This window comes from Pseudomonas sp. D1-1, from assembly GCF_051132225.1.
In the GTDB taxonomy this organism is placed as follows: domain Bacteria; phylum Pseudomonadota; class Gammaproteobacteria; order Pseudomonadales; family Pseudomonadaceae; genus Aquipseudomonas.
In genome coordinates this window covers 3464972-3488864 of sequence record NZ_CP071676.1, presented here as the reverse complement: position 1 = coordinate 3488864, position 23893 = coordinate 3464972, and the positions used below count along the sequence as shown (strand labels likewise).

General features: G+C 62.7%; 18 protein-coding genes. 3 read left to right on the top strand and 15 right to left on the bottom strand.

Going from position 1 to position 23893, the window contains the following annotated elements; all coding sequences use genetic code 11:
* Positions 1 to 86: 86 nt before the first annotated feature.
* Positions 87 to 272, top strand: a complete 186-nt coding sequence (locus tag J3P86_RS15615) for a hypothetical protein (RefSeq protein WP_434630333.1) — start codon at positions 87 to 89, stop codon at positions 270 to 272.
* On the top strand, positions 269 to 526 hold the full coding sequence (locus J3P86_RS15610) for a hypothetical protein (RefSeq protein ID WP_434657181.1): 258 nt from the start codon (positions 269 to 271) through the stop codon (positions 524 to 526). Before J3P86_RS15615 ends, J3P86_RS15610 begins: the two co-directional genes overlap by 4 nt.
* A gap of 150 nt (positions 527 to 676) precedes the next feature.
* Here J3P86_RS15610 and J3P86_RS15605 read toward each other — a convergent pair whose 3' ends face one another.
* The 15 genes from J3P86_RS15605 to J3P86_RS15535 all read right to left on the bottom strand — a co-directional run bounded on the left by J3P86_RS15605 (position 677) and on the right by J3P86_RS15535 (position 21381).
* On the bottom strand, positions 677 to 1279 hold the full coding sequence (locus tag J3P86_RS15605; RefSeq protein WP_434698369.1) for a glutathione S-transferase: 603 nt from the start codon (positions 1277 to 1279) through the stop codon (positions 677 to 679).
* A complete protein-coding gene (locus tag J3P86_RS15600) occupies positions 1276 to 4917 on the bottom strand; it encodes an AAA family ATPase (RefSeq protein WP_434698368.1) in 3642 nt (1213 codons plus the stop codon). Before J3P86_RS15600 ends, J3P86_RS15605 begins: the two co-directional genes overlap by 4 nt.
* The gene (locus J3P86_RS15595) at positions 4914 to 6158 is read right to left on the bottom strand and encodes an exonuclease SbcCD subunit D C-terminal domain-containing protein (RefSeq protein ID WP_434698367.1); all 1245 of its coding nucleotides are present in this window, start codon (positions 6156 to 6158) and stop codon (positions 4914 to 4916) included. The genes J3P86_RS15600 and J3P86_RS15595 overlap by 4 nt, the downstream gene beginning before the upstream one ends.
* 174 nt (positions 6159 to 6332) lie before the next feature.
* Entirely contained in the window at positions 6333 to 7970 is a 1638-nt protein-coding gene (locus J3P86_RS15590; RefSeq protein ID WP_434573645.1) for a BatD family protein, read from the bottom strand.
* Positions 7967 to 9700, bottom strand: a complete 1734-nt coding sequence (locus J3P86_RS15585; RefSeq protein WP_434698366.1) for a tetratricopeptide repeat protein — start codon at positions 9698 to 9700, stop codon at positions 7967 to 7969. Before J3P86_RS15585 ends, J3P86_RS15590 begins: the two co-directional genes overlap by 4 nt.
* Entirely contained in the window at positions 9697 to 10776 is a 1080-nt protein-coding gene (locus J3P86_RS15580) for a vWA domain-containing protein (protein ID WP_434630346.1), read from the bottom strand. Before J3P86_RS15580 ends, J3P86_RS15585 begins: the two co-directional genes overlap by 4 nt.
* Complete coding sequence (locus tag J3P86_RS15575) at positions 10769 to 11263, bottom strand: DUF4381 domain-containing protein (protein WP_434630348.1); 495 nt, start codon at positions 11261 to 11263, stop codon at positions 10769 to 10771. Before J3P86_RS15575 ends, J3P86_RS15580 begins: the two co-directional genes overlap by 8 nt.
* Positions 11260 to 12204 (bottom strand): DUF58 domain-containing protein, encoded by a 945-nt coding sequence (locus J3P86_RS15570; protein ID WP_434573652.1) that lies wholly within the window; start codon positions 12202 to 12204, stop codon positions 11260 to 11262. The genes J3P86_RS15575 and J3P86_RS15570 overlap by 4 nt, the downstream gene beginning before the upstream one ends.
* Before the next feature lie 9 nt (positions 12205 to 12213).
* Positions 12214 to 13173 carry an AAA family ATPase gene (locus J3P86_RS15565; protein ID WP_039589986.1) on the bottom strand — a complete coding sequence of 320 codons (960 nt, stop codon included), beginning with the start codon at positions 13171 to 13173 and terminating at the stop codon, positions 12214 to 12216.
* A gap of 733 nt (positions 13174 to 13906) precedes the next feature.
* Entirely contained in the window at positions 13907 to 15613 is a 1707-nt protein-coding gene (locus J3P86_RS15560; RefSeq protein ID WP_434698365.1) for an ATP-binding cassette domain-containing protein, read from the bottom strand.
* Between the two features lie 463 nt (positions 15614 to 16076).
* A complete protein-coding gene (locus J3P86_RS15555) occupies positions 16077 to 17054 on the bottom strand; it encodes an NAD(P)-dependent oxidoreductase (RefSeq protein ID WP_434630354.1) in 978 nt (325 codons plus the stop codon).
* Between the two features lie 12 nt (positions 17055 to 17066).
* Positions 17067 to 18365, bottom strand: a complete 1299-nt coding sequence (locus tag J3P86_RS15550; protein WP_434630356.1) for an MFS transporter — start codon at positions 18363 to 18365, stop codon at positions 17067 to 17069.
* Positions 18366 to 18447: 82 nt separating this feature from the next.
* Complete coding sequence (locus J3P86_RS15545; protein ID WP_434630358.1) at positions 18448 to 19428, bottom strand: sugar kinase; 981 nt, start codon at positions 19426 to 19428, stop codon at positions 18448 to 18450.
* Positions 19421 to 20203, bottom strand: coding sequence for a sugar phosphate isomerase/epimerase family protein (locus tag J3P86_RS15540; RefSeq protein WP_434630360.1), 783 nt, complete (start codon positions 20201 to 20203; stop codon positions 19421 to 19423). Before J3P86_RS15540 ends, J3P86_RS15545 begins: the two co-directional genes overlap by 8 nt.
* A gap of 152 nt (positions 20204 to 20355) precedes the next feature.
* Positions 20356 to 21381: a LacI family DNA-binding transcriptional regulator gene (locus J3P86_RS15535; protein WP_434630363.1), complete on the bottom strand. Its 1026-nt coding sequence runs from the start codon at positions 21379 to 21381 to the stop codon at positions 20356 to 20358.
* 243 nt (positions 21382 to 21624) lie between these two features.
* On the opposite strand from J3P86_RS15535, the gene J3P86_RS15530 reads away from it, so the two are divergent.
* The gene (locus J3P86_RS15530) at positions 21625 to 23778 is read left to right on the top strand and encodes a WG repeat-containing protein (protein WP_434698364.1); all 2154 of its coding nucleotides are present in this window, start codon (positions 21625 to 21627) and stop codon (positions 23776 to 23778) included.
* Positions 23779 to 23893: the final 115 nt, after the last annotated feature.

The following is a 23893-nucleotide window of genomic DNA, read 5'->3' as shown; positions in this document are numbered from 1 at the left end:
GATGGTGACTATGCATAATCGTCGCTATTCATAACGGTTTATTTGATTGATTCTGTGGGCATCGAAACATGCCCACGGAGAACCCCATGGCCCGCGCAATCCTTTCTTCCGCCAGACACGGCGCTTACATCGCCATCGGCCTTTACGTCGCATTGGTGCTGGTGGTCAGCGTCGGCGCCCAATACCAAGGCTTCGTTGATGCATCGCTGCATGCGTCGGTTTCCACTGTCGCCGCCGAACGCGGCGCAGGCAAAGGGGCTGTCGGCGCATGAGCAGATGCAGGTTCTGGGTGATTGCCTTCCTGGCGTTTATCACCAACGGGTTTTCGTTGCTTGGATTGGGGCAGGCGTCGGCGGGGTCGTTGGCGCGGACGATCGAGTGCAACCACAACATCGCCCATAACATCCTCACCGCCAGGGCATTGGGGGTGTTGGTGGGTAATCCGCCGTCGACGCCGAGGGTGGCTGAGTTTGGGCCGTTTCAGGTTGATTGCGATCAGGGGCGTGCTTGTGGCGCAGTAGTATGAGGTCTTTGTGGCGAGGGGATTTATCCCCGCTGGACTGCGAAGCGGTCCCAAATATCTGACTTTATTTACCCGAAAGACCGTTGCTGGGTTTCAGGGGGCTGCTCTGCAGCCCAGCGGGGATAAATCCCCTCGCCACAACGGCGATGCAGCTCACTTGGCCATGATCGCTACGAACAGCTCGGAATCCAGGAATTTCTGCAACCAACCTTGCAGCCGCGGATAGGGCGCCTGGGCAAACCAGTCGCGATCGACATGGGCGAACTGGCGTATGAAGGGCATCACCGCCACGTCGGCCAGGCTCTGATGCTCCGCCGCCAGGAACGGACGGGTTTCAAGCAGTCCTTCCAGTTTGCGCAGAAAAACTTCGCCTTCGCTGCGGTAGTGTTCCTGCGTGTATTCGGGATGCCGCTCCGGGTATTTGTAGCGGTTCAGGTGAAGCTTGAATACCTGGTCGTTTTCCTCGATCAACGCTGCCGTCAACGCCTGGGCCTTGGCATCGTCCCGTAGCTGCCAGTCCTGCGGATCGTGTTGGGCCAAGGCCCAGTTGATGATCTCCAGGCTTTCATCGATCACCCGGCCATCGACCTGCAACACCGGCACCGTGCCTTTGCTCGAGAGTGCAAGCATCTCGGCGGGCTTGGCCTTCAGGCCGACTTCGACGATCGTCAGTTCGACCGCGCTGTAACGCAACGCCATGCGTGCGCGCATGGCATAGGGGCAGCGACGGAAGGAGTACAGCGTGGCGCGGCTCATTTCACCTCCAGCGTGCTAAGCCCATTGCCCTGGCGACGGACCTGGATCTGCACCGGGATCCGCTCGTGCATTTCCTGCACATGGGAGATGACCGCGACCTTGCGCCCCTGGGCCTGCAAGCCGTCGAGGGCGTCCATCGCCAGTTGCAGCGATTCGGGGTCGAGGCTGCCGAAGCCTTCGTCGATGAACAACGATTCGATTCTCAGCGTGCTGGACGCCATCGAAGCCAGGCCCAGCGCCAGGGCAAGGGAGACCAGGAAGGTCTCGCCGCCGGACAACGAATGCACCGAGCGCAGTTCATCGCCCATTTCCGTGTCCATCACCAGCAGGCCAAGCATGCTGCCGCCGCGCTTGAGCCGGTAACGGCGAACCAGTTGGCGCAACTGGGCGTTGGCATGGTGGACCAGCAAGTCAAGGTTGTACGCCTGGGCCAGTTTGCGGAAGCGGTCGCCGGTGGCCGAGCCAATCAAGGCGTCGAGGCGCGCCCAGCGCTGGTATTCGGCATAGGCCTGCTCGATCTGTCGGGCCAGGGCCTGGTTGGCATGCTGCCGACGCTGGTCATCAGCCTGTTCCGCACGCAACTCGGCGCAGCGTTGTTCGCTGGCGGCAAACTGCTCCTGCAGCACCGCCAAGGCTTGGGTCAGTTCCTCAGGCGGCAAATTGCCGTTGTGTTGGGCCTGGTGGTTGTGCAGGCGCTGCTCGCGTTCGGTGAGCAGGACGCGGGCCTGCTCGATGGCTTTTTCGCTGGTGAGCAGGCGTTGCCGCAGTTGACTGACCTGTTGCTCGTCGAGGCCGAGCAGGGCATCGAGCGCGGCGTCGTCGAGTTCCGGATGAGAAGCGCGCCATTGGGCGATGCCGGCGGCGAGCGTCTGCTGTTCGGCCTCAAGCAACTGGGCCTGCTCATGCCGGGCCTGGAGCTCGGCAGCCAGTTGCACGAGGGTATTGCGCAACTCCTGTAACTGCTGACCGGCCGCTGCCTCGGCATGGCGGGCCTGTTCCAGGGCCTGGTCGAGCTGTTGCTGCCATTGTTCGGCACTGGAATGTTCGCCCAGCAGTTGCGTGAGCTTTTGTTGGCAGGTCTGCTGTTGCTCATTCAGTGCGTTGAATTGCTGCTGCGCCGCTTCGAGTTGTTGCACACGGGTCTGCTGGCGGTCCTGCTCTTTCTCCAGGGCTTGCTGGCGTTGAAGTTGTTCGCCGAGTTCTTCGCGTTGCTGTTCCAGTTGCGCCAGGCGCTGGGTGATCCGCTGGTCGAGTCGCATGAACGTCGCGGCGGGATCGCTGCGCAGGGCCTGCAGGGTATCGGCCGGCAGCAGCGCACTGAAATGCCCGAGCTCTTCCTCCAGGCGCTGGCGGTCGCGGGCCATTTCCTGTTGCTGGTTGCCCAGGTGCAGTGACGCCTGCTGGCTGGCGGTTTCCGCTTCGCGCAGTTGCTGCGCCAGGCGCGTGGCGTCCTGTTGCAGGGTGAGCAGGGCGGCCTGGCGTTGTTCGTCCTGGCTGATGCGCAGGTTCAACTGGCTGTTTTGCTGGGCCAGCCAGGCGTCGCGCTGGTCTGGAGCCTGACTCAGCAACTGTTCCGACAACGGATGGGCTTCGAGGCTTGGCGCGAGGCCTTGTTGCTGGGCGGCGAGTTGTTCCTGTTGCTGTTTGAATTCCTTGAGCTGGGCAATGACCCCACTGTATTGCGCTCGCAGATCGATGACTTTTTCATTGAGCAGGTCGACGACTCTGCGCGCATTGGCCTCTTCGCTTTCATCGAATCGGCCGAGGCTTTGCAGCAGCGCTTCGGGCTGATGGTACGGGTGCTCGACGCTGCCGCAGACGGGGCACGGCTGGTTGTCCTGCAACTGTTCGCGCAGTTGCTCGACGCTTTCGCTGCGAGCCAGGCGCTGGCGTTCCAGCAGTTCACGGGTGACAGTCAGGGTCTGTTCGGCAATGGTCAGCTCGGCCTTGGCTTCGCCGCCTTCGCGCACCAGCCGGTCGCGCTCCTGCAAGGCTTGCTGCTGGCGTCGCTCCAGCTCCGCGCTGCGTTTGTCCAGCTCTTGCTGGCTGGCCCAAAGCCGGGTCAGTTCTTCGAAAGCGCGCAGTTGCTTGCGATTGTCTTGCAGCAGGTTGCCGAGCAACTGGATCTGTTCCGCCACCGCTTGCGGTTCGGCCCCGGCTTCCTTGTAGAGCACTTCGAGGTTTTGCCGGCGGGTTGCCAGGTCATCGGCGGCGCGAGTGGCGCTTTGTTCCAGCAGCGCGAGTTCGTCCTGGCCCTTGTTCAGCCGGTTGCCGATCAACATCAACTGTTGCAGGCGATCGCGGTAGGCGGACCAGGCATCGCCCAGCGGTGCGAGATCGGTACTTTGTTCCAGTTCGCCGGCGATCCTTTGCAGGCGCTCATCAACCTGCCGTTGCTGTTCGAGCAGGGTGTCGATGCTGCGCTGGCCGTCGGTGCAAGCCTGTTGGACCTGTTGCAACTGTTCGGCACCTTGGCCGGTTTCCCTGGCCAGGCGGGCGAGGCTGCTCTGTTCATCGAATGCCTGGCGTAGCAGCGGTGCGTTGTCGGCGCTCTGCTGGCGGGCGGCGGCCAAGGCCAATTGCGCCACGCCCAGGCCTTTCTCCAGTTCGGCCTGTTGCTCATGCAATTCGACTTGCTGCTGGGTCAGTTGCTGGATCCTGACTGCCAGCGGCTCCAGCTGGCGGTTCAATTCCGCCTGGCGGATGAACTGGTGCCGCTGGGGCGTCAGTTGTTCCAGGCGTGTCAGTTTCAGGCGTTCGTCGGCCAGCGCAGCCCAATCGGCCTGTGCCTGTTGCAGTTGTTCAGCGGCGCTGGCCTGTTCGTCCTGCAACTGGCGCAGGTCCCTGAGCCAGGTGTGCTGCTGTTCCAATTGCTTGAGCTGTGCCTGCTGGGTCTTGAGCAGTTGCTGGGCGTCGTTGAAGCGTTGGTCCAGCTCGGCGCGGGCTTCGGCGGCCAGCGGCGTGACGCCGGTGGCCTGGTCTTGCAACTGCTTGTGGGTTTCCCTGGCCTGCTTGGCCTTGTCGAAGGCGCGGCGGCCCAGACGCGTATACAGGGCCGTGTCGGTGAGCTTTTCCAACAACTCGCTGCGGTCGTTGTCGTCGGCCTTGAGAAAGGCGCTGAACTCGCTCTGGGCCAGCAGCACGGCGCGGGTGAACTGCTCGAAGTTCAGGCCCAAGGCGGCTTCGAGCTGGGTCTTGTATTCGCCTTTCTGGCTGGCCAGCAGTTGGTCATTGTCCAGGTCGCGCAGGCTCTGGCGGCTGGCCTGCAATTTGCCGCCGGCTTTTTCCCGGGCGCGATTGGCCTCCCAGCGAGCCCGGTAGCGGCGCCCGTCGATACCGCGAAAATCCACTTCGGCATAACCGTCGCCGGTGCCACGGCGCAGCAGCGTGCGCGGATCGCCCGTGGCGATCTCGCCGTCGGCGTCCGGTACCTTGGCGTCACGACCGGTGTTGTTCAGGCGCGGCACCGCACCAAAAAGCGCCAGGCACAAGGCATCCAGCAGCGTGCTCTTGCCGGCGCCGGTGGGGCCGGTGATGGCGAACAGGCCGGCGCTGGCCAACGGCTCGGCGGTGAAATCGATTTCAAATGGCCCAGCGAGGGAGGCGAGGTTCTTCAGGCGAATCGCGAGGATCTTCATGGCTGCTCGCTCTCCATCTGCACGTCTTGCAACAGCACGGCAAAATCCTTGAGGGTCTGTTCGTCCACTTCGTTGCCGTAGGTGTCCTGCCAGGCACGGCTGAACAATTCCTGCGGGCTCAACTGGTCCAGTTCGACCAGCGCGGTGCCGTCCTCGACGCCGCTGGAGCTGCCGTTGCCGGCGTACTCGGCGGCGATGCGCACCAGCCGCACGGCTTTGCCTTGCAATGCCGTCTCCACTTGATGGCGCAAGTCGGGCTGCGGCTCGTCGAGGCGCACTCGAACCTCCAGCCAGGGCTGGCGCTGCACGTCCGCCAGCAGGTCGATGTCCGGCAGGTCCTTCAGTTGCCGGAGGATATCGGCCAGCGGCGCCGGGCCCAGGCGCTGCAGGTTGACGGCGCGGGGAATCAGCCGGGGCTCGACGTTTACCAGGGTTTCGCCGTCCAGGGTGACGTCGAGGATCTGGTGCTGATAGCCGATCTCGGAGAACGACAGCGGGATCGGCGAGCCGCTGTAGCGGATGCGCTCTTCACCGTTGACCTTCTGCGGCTTGTGCAGGTGGCCGAGGGCAACGTAGCTGATGCTCGGGCCGAAGAGGCTGGCGGGCAGCGCTTCGGCATTGCCGATGATCAGGCTGCGCTCGGAGTCCTCCGATACCGAGCCGCCGGCCATGTGCGCATGGCTGACGGCGATCAGTGCCTGGCCTTTCTTGCGTTTGTCATTGGCAGCGGCGATCAGCCATTCATGGACCTGGCCGATGCCGCGCAGGTAATCATCCCCCAACTGCGCGCCGGTGACTTCCGCCGGCCGCAGGAACGGCAGCGCCAGGCACCAGGCGCGGACCTTGCCCTTGGCGTCGGGCAATGGCAGCAACAGACGCTCGACGTCCAGTTGTCCATCATCCAGCCACAGCACCCGGCCCAGGGCATGGGTGCGCAAGCGCCGCATCAACGGCGCCGGCAGTTCGATGCGTGAGCCGGAGTCGTGGTTGCCGGCAATCATGACGATGGTCAGGTTGGCGTTTTGTTCGTGGGCGCTGACGATGAAGTCGTACAGCCGCTCCTGGGCTTTGACCGGCGGGTTGACGGTGTCAAAGATATCGCCGGCAATCAGCAGCACATCGGGCTTTTCGCTGCCCAGTTGACGCAGCAGCCAGTCGAGGAAACAGGCGTGTTCGAAGTCGCGATCCTGGCCGTGGAGGTTTTGCCCCAGGTGCCAGTCGGAGGTGTGAAACAGACGCAAGGCAGACTCCAGAATACAGACGATGGCCGCGGGAGGAGAGGCGGCGCAAAAATGCAGAGTTTACTGGGAAACGCGGGGGAGGGGCTGCCCAACTTTGTCGGATGCACCGGCGCGGCTGTTGTGGCGAGGGAGCTTGCTCCCTTGCCACAAAAAGCCCTGCGCAACAAAACCGGGTTATTTGGGATAGAGCGGCGGCAGGCTCGAATCACTGGCAGCGTCCGGCGTTCCTTCCAGAGGCGGAATGGTCCGGATCGCCCGCCACAGGTCTTCCCCTTGCCAATACTGGCCGGTTTCGCTGTAGAGGGCGCCGTTCAAGCCGTCGAGGGCGTCGGACAGTGGCACGAAACGCGCCGCCATGTCGGCCAAGGTTTCCGGTTGCTGTCGAGCCCAGGCATCCAGCGCCTGGCGGGTGGCGTGCGAGTCGTTGGCCAGGCAGGCGCGCTTGAGGTCATCCAGCAGTGTGCGTGGGCTCGGCCCGGCCTGGGCCGAGCGCAGGATCGCCGGTTGCCAACGCGCGCGCCACCACAGGCCGAAGCCGAGCAACGTCGTGCAGGCCAGGATCAACGTACTGAGTTGCCAGTACCAGAGGGTTTCGCTGTCGACAGTGGTGACGATCTGAGTGGTGCCTGCCGGTGTGTCGACCATCAGGCTCGGGTTGTTCGCCACTTGCAGGGTCCGGGCCGGCAGGCTGGTGCGGTCCAGGTGGTCTTCCAGGGTGTTCCACCAGACCACTTCCACGGGCGGCAGCTCGATGGTGCCGCTACGATTGGGCACCAGGGCTTCGCGGTCCTCGCGGCTGCCAACCAGGCCGCGCTCGCTGCTGCGGCTGCTCAGCACCGGCTGGTCGGGGTAGCGCCGCAGGCCATTGATTTCGGTAGGCGGAAGCGGCGGCAACTGGGCGCTGGTCAAGCCTTCCGCCTCCAGGGTCAGGCTGCGGGTGAGCGAATCGCCGACCTGGCTGTGAGTCGGTTCCGGGCTCCAGCTTTCGCTCAAGGACAAGCTGCGCGCCGGCAGCCAGGGGAGGTCGGCCGGGTAACTGGCGGGCTTGGGCTTGACGGTCAGTTGCAGTTGCGTGGAACTGACGCGCATCAACTGGCCGGGTTTGGCGCCCGGTGCTGCGGTGCCCTGGGCCGTGGGTTCAACCAGCGTGGCGCTGAAGGTCTGGGCCGGGATCGCCAGTTCGCCGCTGCGCTGCGGGTAGATGCCGTAACGCAACTCGATGACGCCGTGGCGCACATCGTTGATGACTTTTTCGTAGGTGCGCGATTCGCCCAGTTGCTCGGTGCGCGCATCGGGAATATGCAGCGGTGTCAGGCTGCTGTCGTCGTACAGCGACACCGAATGGTAGATGCGCAGCGTCAGGATGGCCTGGGCCTGCACATACACCTCGCGCTGGTCGAGGCTGGCTTCGATGAACACCGGCGCGAGGGTGCCAGAGGCGTTGCGGGTTTCGCTTTCGATCACCTGCAAAGTGATCGGCTGGCTGCTGACTTCGCCCAGTTGCAGCGGCGGGATCACCACCGTGCCGCTCTGACGCGGCAGCAGCGTGACGATCCAGCGGGTAGTGGCGCGATTCTCGCCGTCAAGGGTGGTCAACTGGTTGACCTGGCGGGTACCGCGCACATCAAACAGTGCCTGGAGCGGGCTCAGGTCAGGTTTGCCGAACAGCGTGGCATCGTTGGACTCCAGCGTCAGCTCGACGGTCTCCCCGGAGTTCAGGCGACTGCGGTCCACGCTGGCAGTCAGCTGCGCGGCCTGGGACCCAGCAGCCCAGAGCAGCAAGACGAGGAGATAGGCGGTGAAGCGGGTCATTGGTGTTTTTCCTGAGCCTGGTGGCTTTGCTGTTCATACCAGAATTTTCGCCTGAGCAGTTCGCCCGGGTTGTCCGGGATCTGGCGCAGCCATTGTTCCAGTGCCTGGCGCTGCTCTTCGGCATTGCGCTGGCCCGCGGCCGGGCGCAGCGGCGGGGTGGTGGTCTGCTCGTCGGGCAGTTCGCTGCCGGGCACGTCCTCGGCGCGGGTCGGTGGCACCTGGGACGCCGGGGATTGCTCCGGCGTCGCTGGCGCCTCGGAAGAAGGCTGGCCCGGCTCGGACGACTGATTCGGGGTATCGCTATCCGGCGATTGCTCGGTGGGCGCGGGGTCCTGGTTTTCGTCGGGCTTGGCGGTGTCCGGTGGCGCAGCCTGCTCTTTCAGCAGGCTTTCCACCAAGGCCTTGTTGGTCTGCGCCGGGCGCAGGTCCGGCTGCAATTCCAGCGCTTGCTCATAGGCATCGATCGCGGCCTCCAGTTCGCCGCTGCGGGCCAGCGCATTGCCGCGATTGTAATGCGCGCGGGCATCGTTGCTTTCAGCGAAACGCCGGGCGGCCTCGCTGTACTGGCCGGCCTCGTAGAGGGCGACACCTTGCCATTGGCTGTCCTCGAAGCGAGTGGCGGCCTCGGCCGGGCGTTTCTGCTTGAGCAGGTGCTGGCCCTGTTGATCGGGGCGCAGCCACAGGTCCTCGAATTCGAAGGCATGGCTGGTCTGCGGCAGCGCAAACAGCAGCGGCAGGCAGAACAGCCAGCCCCGACGCCCGGCGCAGGCGGCCAGCAGCAGGAGCGGCAACAGCAGCCAATAACCCTGGTCGGCCCAGGTGTCCAGGCGCAGTTTCTGGCCATCGCTGCGCAGGCGGCGCGGACCGTCCAGCAGGCCCAGGCCGCGCAGGTCGCTGTCGTCCAGATGCGCGGGACGGTAACGGCCGTCCAGCTCATCGAGAAATGACTTGAGGCTTGGGCTGTCCAGGCGCGGCACCAGGATCGCGCCTTGGGCATCCTTCAGGTAACTGCCGTCTTCCTGGGCCACGGGCGCACCTTCACGCGTACCGATGCCGAGCATCAGCAAACGAGTGGCGGAACCGTCGAGCACCTGGCTTATGCCAAGGCGTTCCTGCTCGTTCAGGGATGAACCGATCAACAGGATCCGGCCGTGGCCGAGCCCGGCCTGGTCCAGCAACGCCATGGCCTTGTTGACGGCCAGGTCGGCACGGTGGCCGCCTTGCGGCATGATCGATGGCGCCAGGGCTTCGAGCAGGTTGGCGCTGGTGGCCAGGTCGTCGGACAGCGGCACCAGCGTATGAGCGCTGCCGGCATAGACGATGATTGCGGTCTGCGCGTCGCTGCGGTTCTGCAGCACGTCGAGCACTTTGCGCCGGGCCTGTTCCAGGCGCGTGGGCGGGACGTCGGTGGCGAGCATCTCTGGCGTCAGTTCGAGAATAACCACCAGCGGATCGGCGGGTTTCTGGCTGGTCTGTTCGACCCGCGTCCAGCTGGGGCCGAGCAAGGCCAGCACCACCAGCAGCCAGCCCAGCCCGAGGGCGATCCACGGCAGCTTGCTTTCGCGACCACTGCCACCGGTGAGCAGCACGGCATGGAATGCCGGCGGCAGGATCATCTGCCAGCGGCCCACGCGTTTCTGTCGGTGCCACAGTTGCCAGAGCAGCCAGCCCAACAGGGGCAGCAGCAAGATAAAAGCGGGACGCAGCCAATGCGGCCAGAGCGCGATCATCGGCGCCTCCGCAGTCGCAGGCGCTTGAGCCGCTGGCGCCATTCAGAGGTTTGCGAGGGTTGAAACAGCGGCTGGGTGAACAGGCGTTGCAAGGGGTTGTCCGGCCAGCGCTCACGAACCACCAGCAACATGCTCAACAGCAAGGCAACGGCCAGCGGCCAATGATAAAGCGCCTGGGCGGGACGGGCCTGGGTCGGCTGCTGGGTCACCGGTTCGAGTTGGTCGAGGGTGGTCTTGATCGCCAGCAACTGCTCGCCATCCTGGGCGCGGAAATACCGGCCGCCGGTGATCTGAGCGATTTCCCTGAGTGTCGCTTCGTCGAGATCCAGGCTGGGGTTGACGCCGAGAAATCCCGCCGTGCCACTTTGCTCCGGATCGGCACCCACGCCGATCGGGTAGATTTTCACGCTTTCGTCGGCAGCCAGCTGGGCGGCAGTCAGCGGGTCGATTTCGCCGCCGTTATTGGCGCCATCGGTGACCAGGATCAGCACGCGGCTGTTGGCCGGGCGTTGCCGCAGGCGTTTGAGGGCCAGGCCAATCGCATCGCCGATCGCCGTGTTCTTGCCGGCGATGCCGATGCGCGCCTCGTCGAGCCAGTGGCGTACGGTGCGGCGGTCGAAGGTCAGCGGCGCCTGCAGGTAGGCCTGGCTGCCAAACAGAATCAGGCCGACCCGGTCACCTTCCCGACCTTCGAGAAAATCCCCGAGCATGTGCTGGACCAGCGCCAGGCGACTGATGTCCTCGTCTTTCCACTGCATGTCAGGAAAATCCATGGACCCGGAGACATCCACCGCCACCAGCAGGTCGCGACCGCTGGCGGCAATCGGCAACGGCTCGCCCAGCCACTGCGGGCGGGCGGCGGCGATCAGCAGCAACAACCAAAGCAGGATGAAAGGCGCCTGCTGGCGCCATGTCGGCAGATTGGCCCGGGCCCGGCGCCCGACCAGCCCTTCGAGGTCCTCGAGGAAACTCACTTTGAGTGCCGGTTCGCCACTGTCTGCTGCAGGCAGCACCATGCGCATCAGCCAGGGCAGCGGCAGCAGGGCGAAAATCCACGGCCAGGCGAACTCAAACATGTTTGCGAATCCACGTCTCGACCGCTTGCGTCAGGCCGGCGATGGCTTTGTCGTCAAGCTTGCATTCGGGCTTGTAGGCACCTTCTACAAGGATCATCCAGCGGGTCAGGCCGGCGGCCGGGCAGCGGTTGTCGAGGAAGGCCAGCCATTTGCGCCCGTTGAGAGTATGGCTCTGGCTGTAGGGATAATGGTTGCGGCACAGGCGCTTGAGCAGCCCGTTGAGTTGTTGCAGCCAGGCCCCGGCCGGCGCGCCGTCGTAGGGCTTGGGCAACCGCGCCAGCTCGGCCAGCGCGGCCAGGCGCACCGGATCCAGGGGTTGCTCGGCGCGGTCCTGGGTGCGCTTGGCGGGAATGAACCGGCGCAAGTGCCACAGGCCCAGGCCCAGCAATGGCAGTAATACCAGCAGCAACCACCAGCCCGGCGCGGGCGGCCAGAAGCCGATGGTCGGTGGCGCCATCAGTGGTTGCAACTGATCGAGGCTGCTCATCGGGTTTTCCCCGGGCGCTTGGGGTTCAGGTACTCGCGCAGTTGTTCGACCATGTCGCCTTGAGTGCTCAAGGGCAGCATCAGGATCCGCAGCTTCTGCGCCAGCATTTCCCAGCGCTCCAGGCGCGCCTCGGCCTGGGCGCGGTAGGTCTGGCGCAGTTCCAGGTTCAGCGTGTCGAGCTCCAATTGCTCACCGCGCTGGGCAAACCGCAGCAGGCCGGCGGCGGGCAGGGCGTGGTCCAGCGGGTCGGACAGCGGCAGCAGCAGCAGGTCGCAATGACGCGACAGCAGGCTCAACTGCTGCTCGGCACCGTCGGAGAGGGCGCGCTCGTCACAGATCACGATCGCCAGGCTGCCGGGCCGCAGGACTTCCCTGGCCCGGCGCAAGGCGACACCAAAGGAGTCGCGGTCCGACTCGCCTTCGGTGTGCAACGACTGATTGACGCGCACCAGGCGGTTGAGCAGTTGCAGCAGGCTTTGTTTGCTGCGCCGAGGCTTGACCTCGTAGTGGCTGTTATTGCCGAACACCAGGCCGCCGACCCGGTCATTGTGCCCCAGCGCGGCCCAGCCGATCAGGCTGGCGGCCTGGGCGGCGAGTACCGACTTGAAGACCTGCCCGGAACCGAAGAACAGGCGGTGGCTTTGCTCGATCATGATGAAGATCGGCCGTTCGCGTTCTTCATGGAACAGTTTGGTGTGGGGCTCCTGGGTTCGGGCGGTGACGCGCCAGTCGATGGTCCTCACGTCGTCGCCGGCCTGGTAGACCCGCACCTGATCGAAGTCCACTCCGCGCCCGCGCAGCTTGGAATGGTGCAGGCCGATCAGCGGGCTGCGCTGGCCAGGGGTGGAGAACAACTGCACTTCGCGCACGCGATGGCGCATCTCGATCAGCTCCGAGAGGCTGACGCGGATGCCCGGGACGGGCGCCAGTGGGTTATTCATGATTCATGCTCAAGCGACAGCGACGACGTCGAGAATCCGCTGCACGACCCGGTCCTGGTCGATGCCGGCGGCTTCGGCTTCGAACGACAGGATGATGCGATGGCGCAGCACGTCGAACAGCACGGCCTGGATGTCTTCCGGGCTGACGAAGTCGCGTCCGGCCAGCCAGGCGTGGGCCCGGGCGCAGCGGTCCAGGGCAATCGAGCCCCGCGGGCTGGCACCGTAGGCGATCCACTCGGCCATCTCCGGGTCGAACTTGGCCGGGTTGCGAGTGGCCATGATCAGTTGCACCAGGTACTCCTCCACGGCGTCGGCCATGTACAGCCCGAGGATCTCCTTGCGCGCCGAAAAAATTGCCTGCTGGCTGACGCGACGTTCAGGCTTGGTTTCGCCATTCAACGCCTCACCGCGTGCCTGCTGCAGGATCCGGCGCTCGACCGCGGCGTCCGGAAACCCGATCTTGACGTGCATCAGGAACCGGTCGAGCTGTGCTTCGGGCAGCGGGTAGGTGCCTTCCTGCTCGATCGGGTTCTGCGTGGCCATCACCAGGAACAGTGGCGACAGCTCATAAGTACTGCGCCCGACGCTGACCTGCCGCTCGGCCATCGCTTCGAGAAGGGCCGACTGGACCTTGGCCGGGGCACGGTTGATTTCGTCCGCCAGCACCAGGTTGTGGAAGATCGGCCCTTGCTGGAACACGAAGCTGCCGGTTTCCGGGCGATAGATCTCGGTGCCGGTGATGTCGGCGGGCAACAGGTCGGGGGTGAACTGGATGCGATGGAACTGCGCTTCGATGCCCTCGGCCAGCTCTTTGATCGCTTTGGTCTTGGCCAGCCCGGGCGCGCCTTCCACCAGCATGTGGCCGTCGGCGAGCAGGGCGATGAGCAGGCGCTCGATGAGTTTTTCCTGGCCGAGAATCTGCGTTGAAAGAAAGGTTCGCAGCGCCAGCAGCGCTTCACGATGTTCCATCGGTGACTGTTCCTGGAAAGGGTGGCCCAGGCGTTCGGATAACGCCGGGGCTGGGGGCGATACTTTAATGCATGGCGGGGGGTGGCGACTAACGGGATTTTGATGGAGCGTGCGGATTTGTGATCGGCTTCGGTGTGGTGTGGAAACAACTACCCTGGATGGTTTATTCAGCCGGCCTGTTTCTCACGGCATACTTCGATCCCATTGTGGGAGCGAGCCTGCTCGCGATGGCGGTCTGACAGCTGGCCTGGGGTTTGTTGACTGGGAACATATCCGTTGCTGCGGTAATGGCTGCTTATGGTTCCGCTTTTACAGCGGCTCACTTTTATGAAGCCCGGAAGCCGGCCCAGTCAAAAGTAAGCAAAACGCTTTTGCCCCACCACTCGGCACCTCGCTCAGGCTCGGTGTGCCCTCACTCCGGCATTGCTCCGTGGGCCGCCGCGAAGGGCCGTCCCTGGCCCAGCGCGGCTATCCCGGCATCCATGCCGGGATGCCCACTGCGCAACGCCTGCGTTCGGCCAGCGTGGTTAACGGGGCGCCGAAATCAACGTCCACCGCGAGGCGGCCTTAGGGCCGACCTGTCTCTCGGCTATGTTCCAATCCCAATGTGGGAGCGAGCTTGCTCGCGAAGACGGCCGACCATTCAGCCTCCATGTCGCCTGATCCACCGCTAATACGAGGGAGCCGAGCTTCTAGAGAAAGCTGGAGTTCAGGTCTATTTCCCGTATTTCGGCTAGGGTCCGGTCTTGATGTCATCAAGCAACAATTTGATTGCTGGCCTGTTGACCAGCTCCCGCCAGTGTCCGTCGTCAACGATTGCACCGTTGTGCAGGACAATCACCCGATCAAAGCGCAACAGATGATCAAGATCATGGGTGACACAGATCAAGCCGCGTTTTGAGAAAATATCAAACAGCAGGTCCCATAAGGCATTGGTCAGCCCGGGCTCGATTGATGCACTAGGCTCGTCGAACAAGTTGAATCGTCCAGGCTTGTTGATAAGACGCAGCAGCGACAAACGCTTGGCTTCACCTCCGGAAATATTCGATGCGTGCTCACCGATGGTCCGGTCAGAAACGATTGTTTGTAGCTGCAGTCGCCGTATTGCCCGGTCGAGGCGAGGCGACGATTTAGCGCCGAATAGAACGGAGCGTTCAAAGGGACCTTCCAAAAAACGCGGTTGTTGAGGGCAGTACCTCAACGCATTCAAATGAACGCGAGGGTTCAATAGGGAAATCGGGGTGCCATCGATACTGAGCTGATTTCGCGTTTCCAGGTCCAGACCGGCAAGAACTTCCAATAACGTAGACTTGCCTGCACCGCTCTGACCGATGATTGCCACTGATTGATTCTGAATGAAAGTCAGCGCTTGCGTAATCGACAGGCGTACGTCGTCGTTTTCGGTGAGTCCGCATGGCAGCAGAGTCAGTGTCGATGACTCCCGAAAAGAGACCTCCGATTTCCGATCGCAATGGTCAAAGTTCGGGAGCGAAAGCAGGCTCTGAAGTCGACGCTGATCGGCAAGAAACTGATCCGTTACTCGATAGCCCTCCGTCAACGCTGCGATATTCAATAAATAGCTGCCGGCGATTGAAAAAACGGCGACCAGTTGACCGACACTGATACTGGGCTGGATCGAAAGCTGATCAATAACCCCCCATCCCAGCAATCCACCCGTGGAGAGGCTAACGAACAGAATCTTGGCGGCACTCAGAAAACCACCCGAGGTTGCCGCGCCCACCGCAGCGTCGGCGTAGCCTTTAAAAGCCTCGTTTAACGGTTGTATCGCGGTGGGCTCGGCATTTTCCAGCTTTATTGCTTTGCCGGCGTTGAGGGTGTTGTACAAATGAGCGCTCAATTCATCTTCCTGCTCGTTGACGGCATCAATGTGTTTTCTGCGCCATCTGATAATCCTGTGGGTAGCAGCTAGATAGATGATTCCTAAACCGGTCATTCCCGCAAAAACTTCACTGCCACCCATGTAAAAAAACGCACCGCCAACAATCAGGAATTCCAGGCACAACGGCAGTCCCACGGTGACAAAAAATGTCAATAGTTGCTCGTTAGCGTTAATCCCACGCTCGACTGATTTTATGAAGTGGCCTATTCGCCATGAGTTGAATCGAGCAAACTCCTTTCGCATCAGGTTTGTCAGCCACTCAATAGACGCGGCCATGACAACCTGTTGAACCAGTTTTGATAGAAAATGGATTTGCAGTGGGCTGATAATCGCTTGGGCGCATCCGGCGGCGACAAGGCCCGCCGTTAGCATGAGTAATGTGTTCGCCGTTGCATCACTTTTGCCATATAACGTGTCGATGATGGTCCCTAGAAGCAGGGGCGGGGCGAGTGCTACTAACTTGAGGGTTATTATTGTTGCGATGGTCGTTAACAGAAGTGTCGTATGTTTTTTGCAGGCTGTTCTAATAAATGTTTGCATAGGGTGCGTACGACCATCTGCGGGTTTTTAGAGGGTTCGAGGATCAGTAATTGCGCAATTTTCTTGTCGGAATTGCATAGGGTGTTTTGTCAGAGCATTTGCTGCCCAGGTATTTTATTCCTCTGTTCAGTGTCGCGTCGCGATCACCTGACTTGCACGGTTATGTGCAAGTGCATAATTAATAACAGTAGGCTTATGGATGGGCTAGGGTGCAAATTCCGATGCTTGCGTAGGTTTGGTCTTGGTAAATAGTAGGACGCGCCTGTAAGAAACCGGTTTTCTGTTGAAACTGTTCTTTTTGCTTGTCCAATTCAATGGGTTGAGATGTTTACTCATTCTTGAAAGGAGAGGGCGCGAGAGTAACAAGCGTGATTTAAGCCTGGAGATTGCCAGTCAGGCGTCAATAATCGGTAGGTAGAACGGTGGCGAGGAAACGAGCGCCTCGCCACGTGGAAAAAACCGCTCAGCCTTTCCAAACCCCCGGATTCACCAGATTCATCGGCCGCTCACCCGCCAACGCCGCCAGCAGGTTGTCCACGGCGCAGCGCGCCATGGCCTCGCGTGTCTCGTGGGTCGCCGAGCCCATGTGCGGCGTCGCGACCACGTTGTCCATCTGCAACAGTGGCGAGTCCGGGCTCAAGGGCTCGTGTTCGAACACATCCAGCCCGGCGCCACGGATCTGCCCGCTGCGCAGGGCTTCGATCATCGCCGCTTCGTCCACGACCTTGCCCCGGGAAATATTGATGAAGATGCTTTCGGGCCGCATCCGTGCAAATGCCTGCGCATCGATAAGCCCTTGGGTCTCAGCTGTCAGGGGCAAGGTCAGGCAGATGAAATCGGCTTCGTGCAGCAGTGTATCGAGGTCGCAGTAGCGCGCATTAAAACGTTGTTCCACCGCAGGCTTGGGCGAGTGACTGTGATAGAGCACCGGCATGCCAAAGCCGAAGTGGCCGCGCTGGGCCAGGGCTTCGCCAATGCGGCCCATGCCGACGATGCCCAGGGTCTTGCCATGGACATCGCTGCCGAAATGCCGCGGGCCGATACTTTGCTGCCATTGGCCGGCCCGAACCAGATTGGCCAGTTCGACGACGCGTCGGGCCGTAGCCAGGATCAAGGCGAACCCGGTATCGGCGGTGGTTTCGGTCAGTACATCCGGCGTGTTGGTGAGCAGGATCCGGCGTTCGCTCAGGTAATCGATGTCGTAGTTGTCGACCCCGACCGAAACGCTGGCGATGGCCTCAAGGTCAGGCGCCAGGTCCAGCAGCGGCGCATCGAGCCTCAGGCTCGCGCCGAGCAAGCCATGCGCACTGGGCAGGGCCTCGCGCAATTGCGCAAGACCCTGGGCGTCGAGGCGTTCGATGAGGGTGACCTGGGCCTGCGCTTGCAGGCGCTCCATCAGTTGCGCTGACAGCGTTTTGTACAACACCACGTGTTTTTTCATGGGAAGTCTCATTCAGGAACGTGCTGGCGCCGGGTTTGGCGTCGCGGTTTTGGACACGACCCGGTCACTGGCGCCGGGCTTGAGGGCTAGGGTCAGCACCACCGACAGCAGCAACGCGCCACTCATCAGCAGGAAGGACATGCCGGTGGAGCCGGTGGAGCCATTGAGGTAGCCCACCAGGTACGAGCCGCCGAACGAGCCCAGCGCGCCCATGCTGTTGATCAGCGCCATGGCGCCGCCGGCGACGTTGGCCGGGAGGATTTCCGGAACGATGGCGAAAAACGGACCGTAGGGCGCGTACATGCACGCGCCGGCAAGCACCAGCAAGGCGTAGGACCACCAGAAATGTTCCGCCCCGAGCAAATAGGAGGCGTAGAAGGCGATGGAGGCGATCAGCAGCGGCGGCCAGACAAAACGCTTGCGCTTCTGCACCTTGTCCGACGCCCAGGAGACGATCAGCATGGCGATTACCGCCGCCAGATAAGGCAGCGATGACAGCCACCCGGCCTCGACCATGTTCATTTTCAGGCCGGCCTTGAGGATCGACGGCAACCACAGCACAAACCCGTAGACGCCGATGCTCCAGCAGAAAAACTGCAGGGCCAGGATGATCACCTTGGGCGAGCGGAAGGCCTCGGCATAGTTTTTCACTGCCTTGATGCCGACCTGTTCGGCCGCCAGCACGGTTTCCAGGTCTTGTTTTTCCTGGTCGCTGAGCCACTTGGCCTGGGCCGGGCGATCATCGGCCAGGCGCCACCAGACAAAGGCCCAGAGCACCGCCGGCAGCCCCTCGATGATGAACATCCAGCGCCAGTCGAATTGCTCCACCAGATAGCCTGAGACCACTGACATCCACAACATGGTCACCGGGTTGCCGAGGATCAGGAAAGTGTTGGCGCGCGAGCGTTCGGCCCGAGTGAACCAGTGACACAGATAGACCAGCATCGCCGGCATCACGGCGGCTTCCACCACGCCGAGCATGAAGCGGATCACGATCAGCCAGTACGCGTTGGACACCACCCCGGTGAGGGTCGCCAGCGAGCCCCAGAGGATCAGGCTGACGAAGATCAGCTTCTTGACGCTGTGCTTTTGCGCGTATATCGCTCCCGGCACCTGGAAGAAAAAATAGCCGAGGAAAAACAGTGCGCCGAGCAACGAGGACAGCCCAGGGGTGATCATCAGGTCCTCGGCCATGCCCGACGCGGCGGCGAAGCCATAGTTGGCGCGGTCGAGGTAGGCCAGGCTGTAGGTGATGAACACGATGGGCATGATGTACCACCAGCGGCGGGTGGCGAGGTTGAGCGTTTGCATGTTGTGACTCCTGAGCTTGTTGTTTTTGTTCAGCAGGTGCGTTTGTGGTGGCCTTTTCGCGAGCGGGCTCGCTCCCACAGGGTCAGCGGCGGCCCTTGTGGGAGCGAGCCTGCTCGCGATCGGCAGTTTCAAATTCGGCCAGTAATTCTTGGCGTGTCGGCAAGCCTTCCATATCCCCGCGGCTCTGCACCGCGCGGCTGCCGATCCAGTTGGCGCGCTGTACCGCCTCGCTGACGTCGCGGCCTTCGAGCAACGCGCTGATCAGGCCGACGGCAAAACCATCGCCGGCACCGACGGTGTCCACTACTCTGGACACCGGCACGCCGGCGACAAATCCCTGGCCCAGCTGGGTGCGGTAGTAGGCGCCGTCCGGGCCAAGCTTGATCACCACGACTTCGGCACCTTGGTCCAGGTAAAAGGCAGCAATGTCGGCCGGGTCGTCAAAACCGGTCAGCAACCGACCTTCGCCGAGGCCCGGCAAGACCCAGTGGGCGAGGGCGGCATGGCGGTTGATCTCGCTGATCATCAACGCTTCGCTGGCCCACAGGCTCGGGCGCAGGTTGGGGTCGAACGACAGGCTGCGGCCGGCCTCGCGCATGCGGCTCATCAATTCGAAGGACATTGCTCGGGCTGTGTCCGACAGCGCGGGGACGATGCCGGTAGCGTGCAGATGACGGGCGCGGAGCAGGGGCGGTGCGATGGAATCGATCGACAAGTGACTGGCCGCCGAGCCGCGACGGAAGTACTCGACCTGCGGATCGCTGCCGTCATCGGTGCGGGACTTGAACTGGAATCCGGTGGGGTGCGCCGGATCGACCGCCACGTGGCGGCAATCCAGGCCTTCTCTCTCCAGCGTCTGCACCACGAAGCGTCCCAGGGAGTCGGCGCCGACCCGGCTGAGCCAGGCCACCTGGAAACCCAGCCGCGCCAAGCCGATGGCGACATTGCTGTCGGCCCCGGCGATGCGTTTGTGAAACTGGTCGACGCTGGCCAGGTCGCCGCTCTGGTCGGCCACCAGCATCGCCATGGTTTCGCCGAACGACAATACATCGAACTCAGGCATGAGCACTCTCCCGACGCGATTGCCCGAGGCGGGACAGGGTGGCGACATGTTCAGCGGTCAGTTGCGCCAGGTCGTCGCCTTGCAGCGGATACTCGGCGGCGCGCATCACCCCGACGGGCATGTGCTTGAGCAATTGTTCCCACAGGTGCAGGTCTGCCAGCGCCGGGGGCACGGCGATCAGCTTGCCGTCGTCACGTCGGGCCACGGCCTTGCAGTGCACATACGCCACATGCCGTCCGAGTTGGCGCGCCGCCACGGTGGCCGATTGGTCCTGCCACTGCCAGTTGCCAATGTCGAAGGTCATGGCGACGGGCAACCCCTGTGCTTCAACTGCCGTGAAAAAACGCTGCAGGGGTTCGATCCGTCCGCCCTGCAGGGTCTGGTCGTTTTCCACCAGCAGTTGCAACGGGCTTGTCGCCAATATTGGCGCCAGGGCCGAGAGATCATGGGAATCGGTGAAGTGGCCGAGGGACACTTTCAGCCAGGACGAGCCGAACGCCTCGCAACGTTGCAAGGCGACCAGCAGAGCGGGATTGGGCCTGGGTTGGCCGGGCAGCCAGAGTTCGAGTGGCGATGAATAAATGCTTGCCAGCCCTTGAGCCCGGGCGCCAGCAGCCAGCTCGTCGGGCTGTTCGTGGGTGAACAGTTCCTCGCGCCATTCGATGCGCGAGGCACCGGCGGCGGCCAGCAGTTCGACGAAGCTGCCTTGGCCGCGTTGGCGCACGAGGTCGGCGCCGAAGCTGGATAGGCTGATGGAAACGTGTGGTCTGGTCATTGTTGTTGTACCTCTGAAACCGGTTTCAGTTCTGTTCAAAAAAAGGGTTTTGCTTCAGGGCCGCTTCGCGAGCAGGCTCGCTCCCACAGGGATCTCCAGTGCGACGCCGATCCAGTGTGGGAGCGAGCCTGCTCGCGAAGGGGCCAGCCCGATCACCGCAAGTTTCCCCGTGTCGACCCGCGCTCAATCAACCGCGCCGCAAAATCCAGGGTCTGCACCGGCCCGTTGTCACCGCGCAAGCGCTTGAGCAGGCATTCGAATGCACGGGCGCCGATTTCGGCGGTGGGTTGGGCGAGGGCGGTGATGCCGCTGCCCACCAACGGGTACCAGTCCAGGTCATCCAGGGCGATCAGGCCGATGTCGTTGAACAAATGGCAACCGAGGTCGCGCAGTACCTGAGTGGCGGCCAGCGCGGCGATGCCGTTGGCGCAGAACAGCGCCTTGGGGCCCCGGTCCGGCTGGGCGAGAAAGGTCTTGATGCGCGCAAGGAGTTGATCGCCGGTTTCCACCACGGCCCCGGCCAGGGCTGGACGCCGTTGGATGCCGGTCTTGAAACTCTCGACCCGTTCGATCCGCGAACTCGTGCCATCGAATGGCTCGGTCACCAGCAGCAGGTCGCGGTAGCCTCGCTGGTCAAGGTGATCGAGGGCCATCTCGACGGCCGCCGGATTGTCCAGCCCGACCAGGTCGGTGTCGAGCCGGTCGACCTTGCGATCTACCAGCACCATGGGCATTTCGCTGCGCAGCTCGAACAGCTCGTCGCGGTGATGACCCAGGGTGTTCACGATCAGCCCTTCGATGTTGTAGGCGCGCAACAGCGCCAGGTGCTGGCGTTCCTGCTCGTCATCGCGGTCGGTGTTGCACACCACCAGGCTGTAGCCGTGGCGACGGCAAGCGGTTTCCACGCCATGCATCACGGCAATCGAATAAGGGTTGCGGATATCGGCCACGAGCATGCCGATCAGGCGGGTGCGGCCGCGCTTGAGGCCGCGGGCCATCTGGTTGGGCCGGTAGCCCAGCTCGTCGATCGCCTGCTCGATGCGCCGGGCGATGGCTTCGGAAAGCAGGGCGCGGTCTTCGCCAATGAAGCGCGAGACACTGGCCTTGGAGACCCCGGCGCGCTCGGCGACATCAAGCATGGTCACGCGGCTGCGCTGGGCGGCGGAGAAAGAAGTCACGGATTTAAACCTGCTTATTGGATTTATTAGCGGTTCTGAAACCGGTTTCAGGAAACACCAGAAGCTCATCGGGCGTCAAGGGCGGCGCGTCACAGGAGCGACCAACGGTGCTTCGCAGCCGCGGGGCCGTGGCGACGCTTCAGGCAGGTCTTGTCAGAACCGGGCCAGGCAGGCGATTTGCAGCGCGCCAGGCCGTGTGTTTAGCTGCCTGACGTTCCCAGCCCCTTGACTGCCGAAGCCACCATGAACCTTACCCAGCCTCGTTTGAGATTGCTGTCGATATTGAGTGTGATCGTATTGGTGATAGGCGGTATGTCCTACGCCCTGTTTCGTCACAGCGGCGCGCCGCAAGACGAAGGTTTTGTCGCCGGGGAAATCAACGAAGGGGGCCTGGAAGACATCGGCACGCTGGCGTTGCCCGAGGTGGAAAAGCGCCTCAACTATTTGCTTCAGGACACCGGGCAAACCCTGCGGTCCCTGGAGTTGGTCAGTGATGCGCAACTGAGCTTGTCCATCGAAACGAGCGAGTCTGCCGGCGAGCAGTCGTTGCAATACGAGCCGCTGTTTGTCCCGTTCACCAGCGCGCAGCTGAAAGCTGAACTGGCGACGATCCAAGGCCTGCGTTTTGCCCAGAGGCTGTTTGCCGATGGCTCCGAAGCAAGGCTCGACACCAGCAGCCTCGATCCGCTCTGGAAGCGCGCCGGCACCCCGGACGAGCCCGTGGCCGAGCGGTACCTGCCGCAACGCCTGCGCTTTCGTGATGGCAGCGAAAAAGCCTTCGCCGAACTCAAGGCACCCCCCGAAATTGAGTCTGACGACATGATCGCGTCCCATGACGCCTTCCTGATCGATGTCAACAAGCCATTGGCGAGTATCGGCCTGACGGTTGCTTACCGCAGCTATCCGGCGTTCAGGAAAGTGCAACTGGACAAGGATCAGCCGAAAGTAACGCTGGACGACGGCCAATCCTTCCAGCTCACCGCCTTGGGCGACGCGAGCGCCTCCGTGCGCTTGAGCACGCCGAAGTCGTCGACCTTCGTCGTGCAGGGCCTGGACGGGACGGGCAAGGCGCTCTACAGCAACGGCAGCAGTTCGCGGACGTTTCCCTCCGAGAGCGATATCGCAGCGTTGCAGGATTATTACCAAGCGCTGCAGCAGACCAAGGATGATCTCAAGCAACTCAAGACCGGCCAGGCGGTGCAACAACAGCTGGAGCGCCTGACCGAAGCGCTTGTCGCCCAGGTGGGGCCGTTGAAAAACACCGAGGTCGGGTACCAGTTCGAGGCCACCCCGCAACGTATCGTCATTCATGTGCTCGAGCCGCTGGAAGACAACAGCGTTGAATTCGGCCAGGTCGACAACGTCCTTGCGCCACAGGCGCGTTACATCGCTCTTGACCGGGGCACCGAGCGCTACGGTTTCATCGATGAGGCCGGCCAGTGGCTGACCAAGCCCCGTTGGGTACAGATACAGGACAGCCTGATGGCGGATGCCTACACGCTGTTTTCAGCCGCTAAGCCCAGCGACCCGGAGTCGGACGGGCAGGCGTTGCGCAGCCAGTTCGCCTATTTCCCCGCGGGCGGCAACAAGCTCGTCGATCTGCCATTCGAGTACATCGCCGAGGCATTGAGCGATGGCCTGCTGCTGGTGGAGCGAGAAACCAACGGCCCTTACGGGCTCTACGATGCCAGGAAGCATCGTTTCATCTTGCCGATGAAATTCGTCAACCCCACCGTGGCCGGCAAGGTGTTCATTGCCCGTCTCGGCAAGCGCACCGATCTCATGGAAGGCCTGTACGGCGCCTATTCCCTGGAGGGTAAGGAAATCCTGCCAGCGCAGTTTTCCGGCATCGAGCACAGCGAGGGTTACCTCTACGCCAGTTCCGCCGATCGGACCCGGCAGGATGTCTACAACCTGGACGGCAAGCGGATCAACCCCGAGGGATACAACACGTCAGGTCGCTTCGTGGGACAGCAACCGCTGCTCGTGCAGGAGGTTAAAAGCAAGAAGTTCGCGTTTATCAATCGCCAGGGCGCGCGATTGCCTATCAAGTTGCCCTATGACGAGGTGGAGCCGTTTTCCAACGGCATGGCGGTGGTCGGGCGCGATGGCAGCTACGGCGCCATCGACCTGGCCGGCAGGCTGAAGGTGCCGCTGGAGTATGACCGGCTCAACGCCTTCCAGACCCGCTACGCAGCCGCCACCCGGGCCGGTGGTGGTTCTGCCCTGGTGTTGATCAGTCAAGACAACAAACTGTTCAAGAAACTGGGCTCCTACACCAGCATGAAGGTGCCGGATAACGGCAATGAGGCCCGTTATTATGTAAGGGGACCGGGTGATAGCGATGAGTATCTGGTGTATGACGCGGATGGCAATCTGGTGAAGGAGGGTGGGTAAAGGCTGATGCGCGGGCCCTCATGGTTGGGATTGGCTTCAATTACGCAAACCCGTGGCGAGGGGATTTATCCCCGCTGGGTTGCGAAGCAGCCCCAAGGCCTGCCTCCTCGGTGTG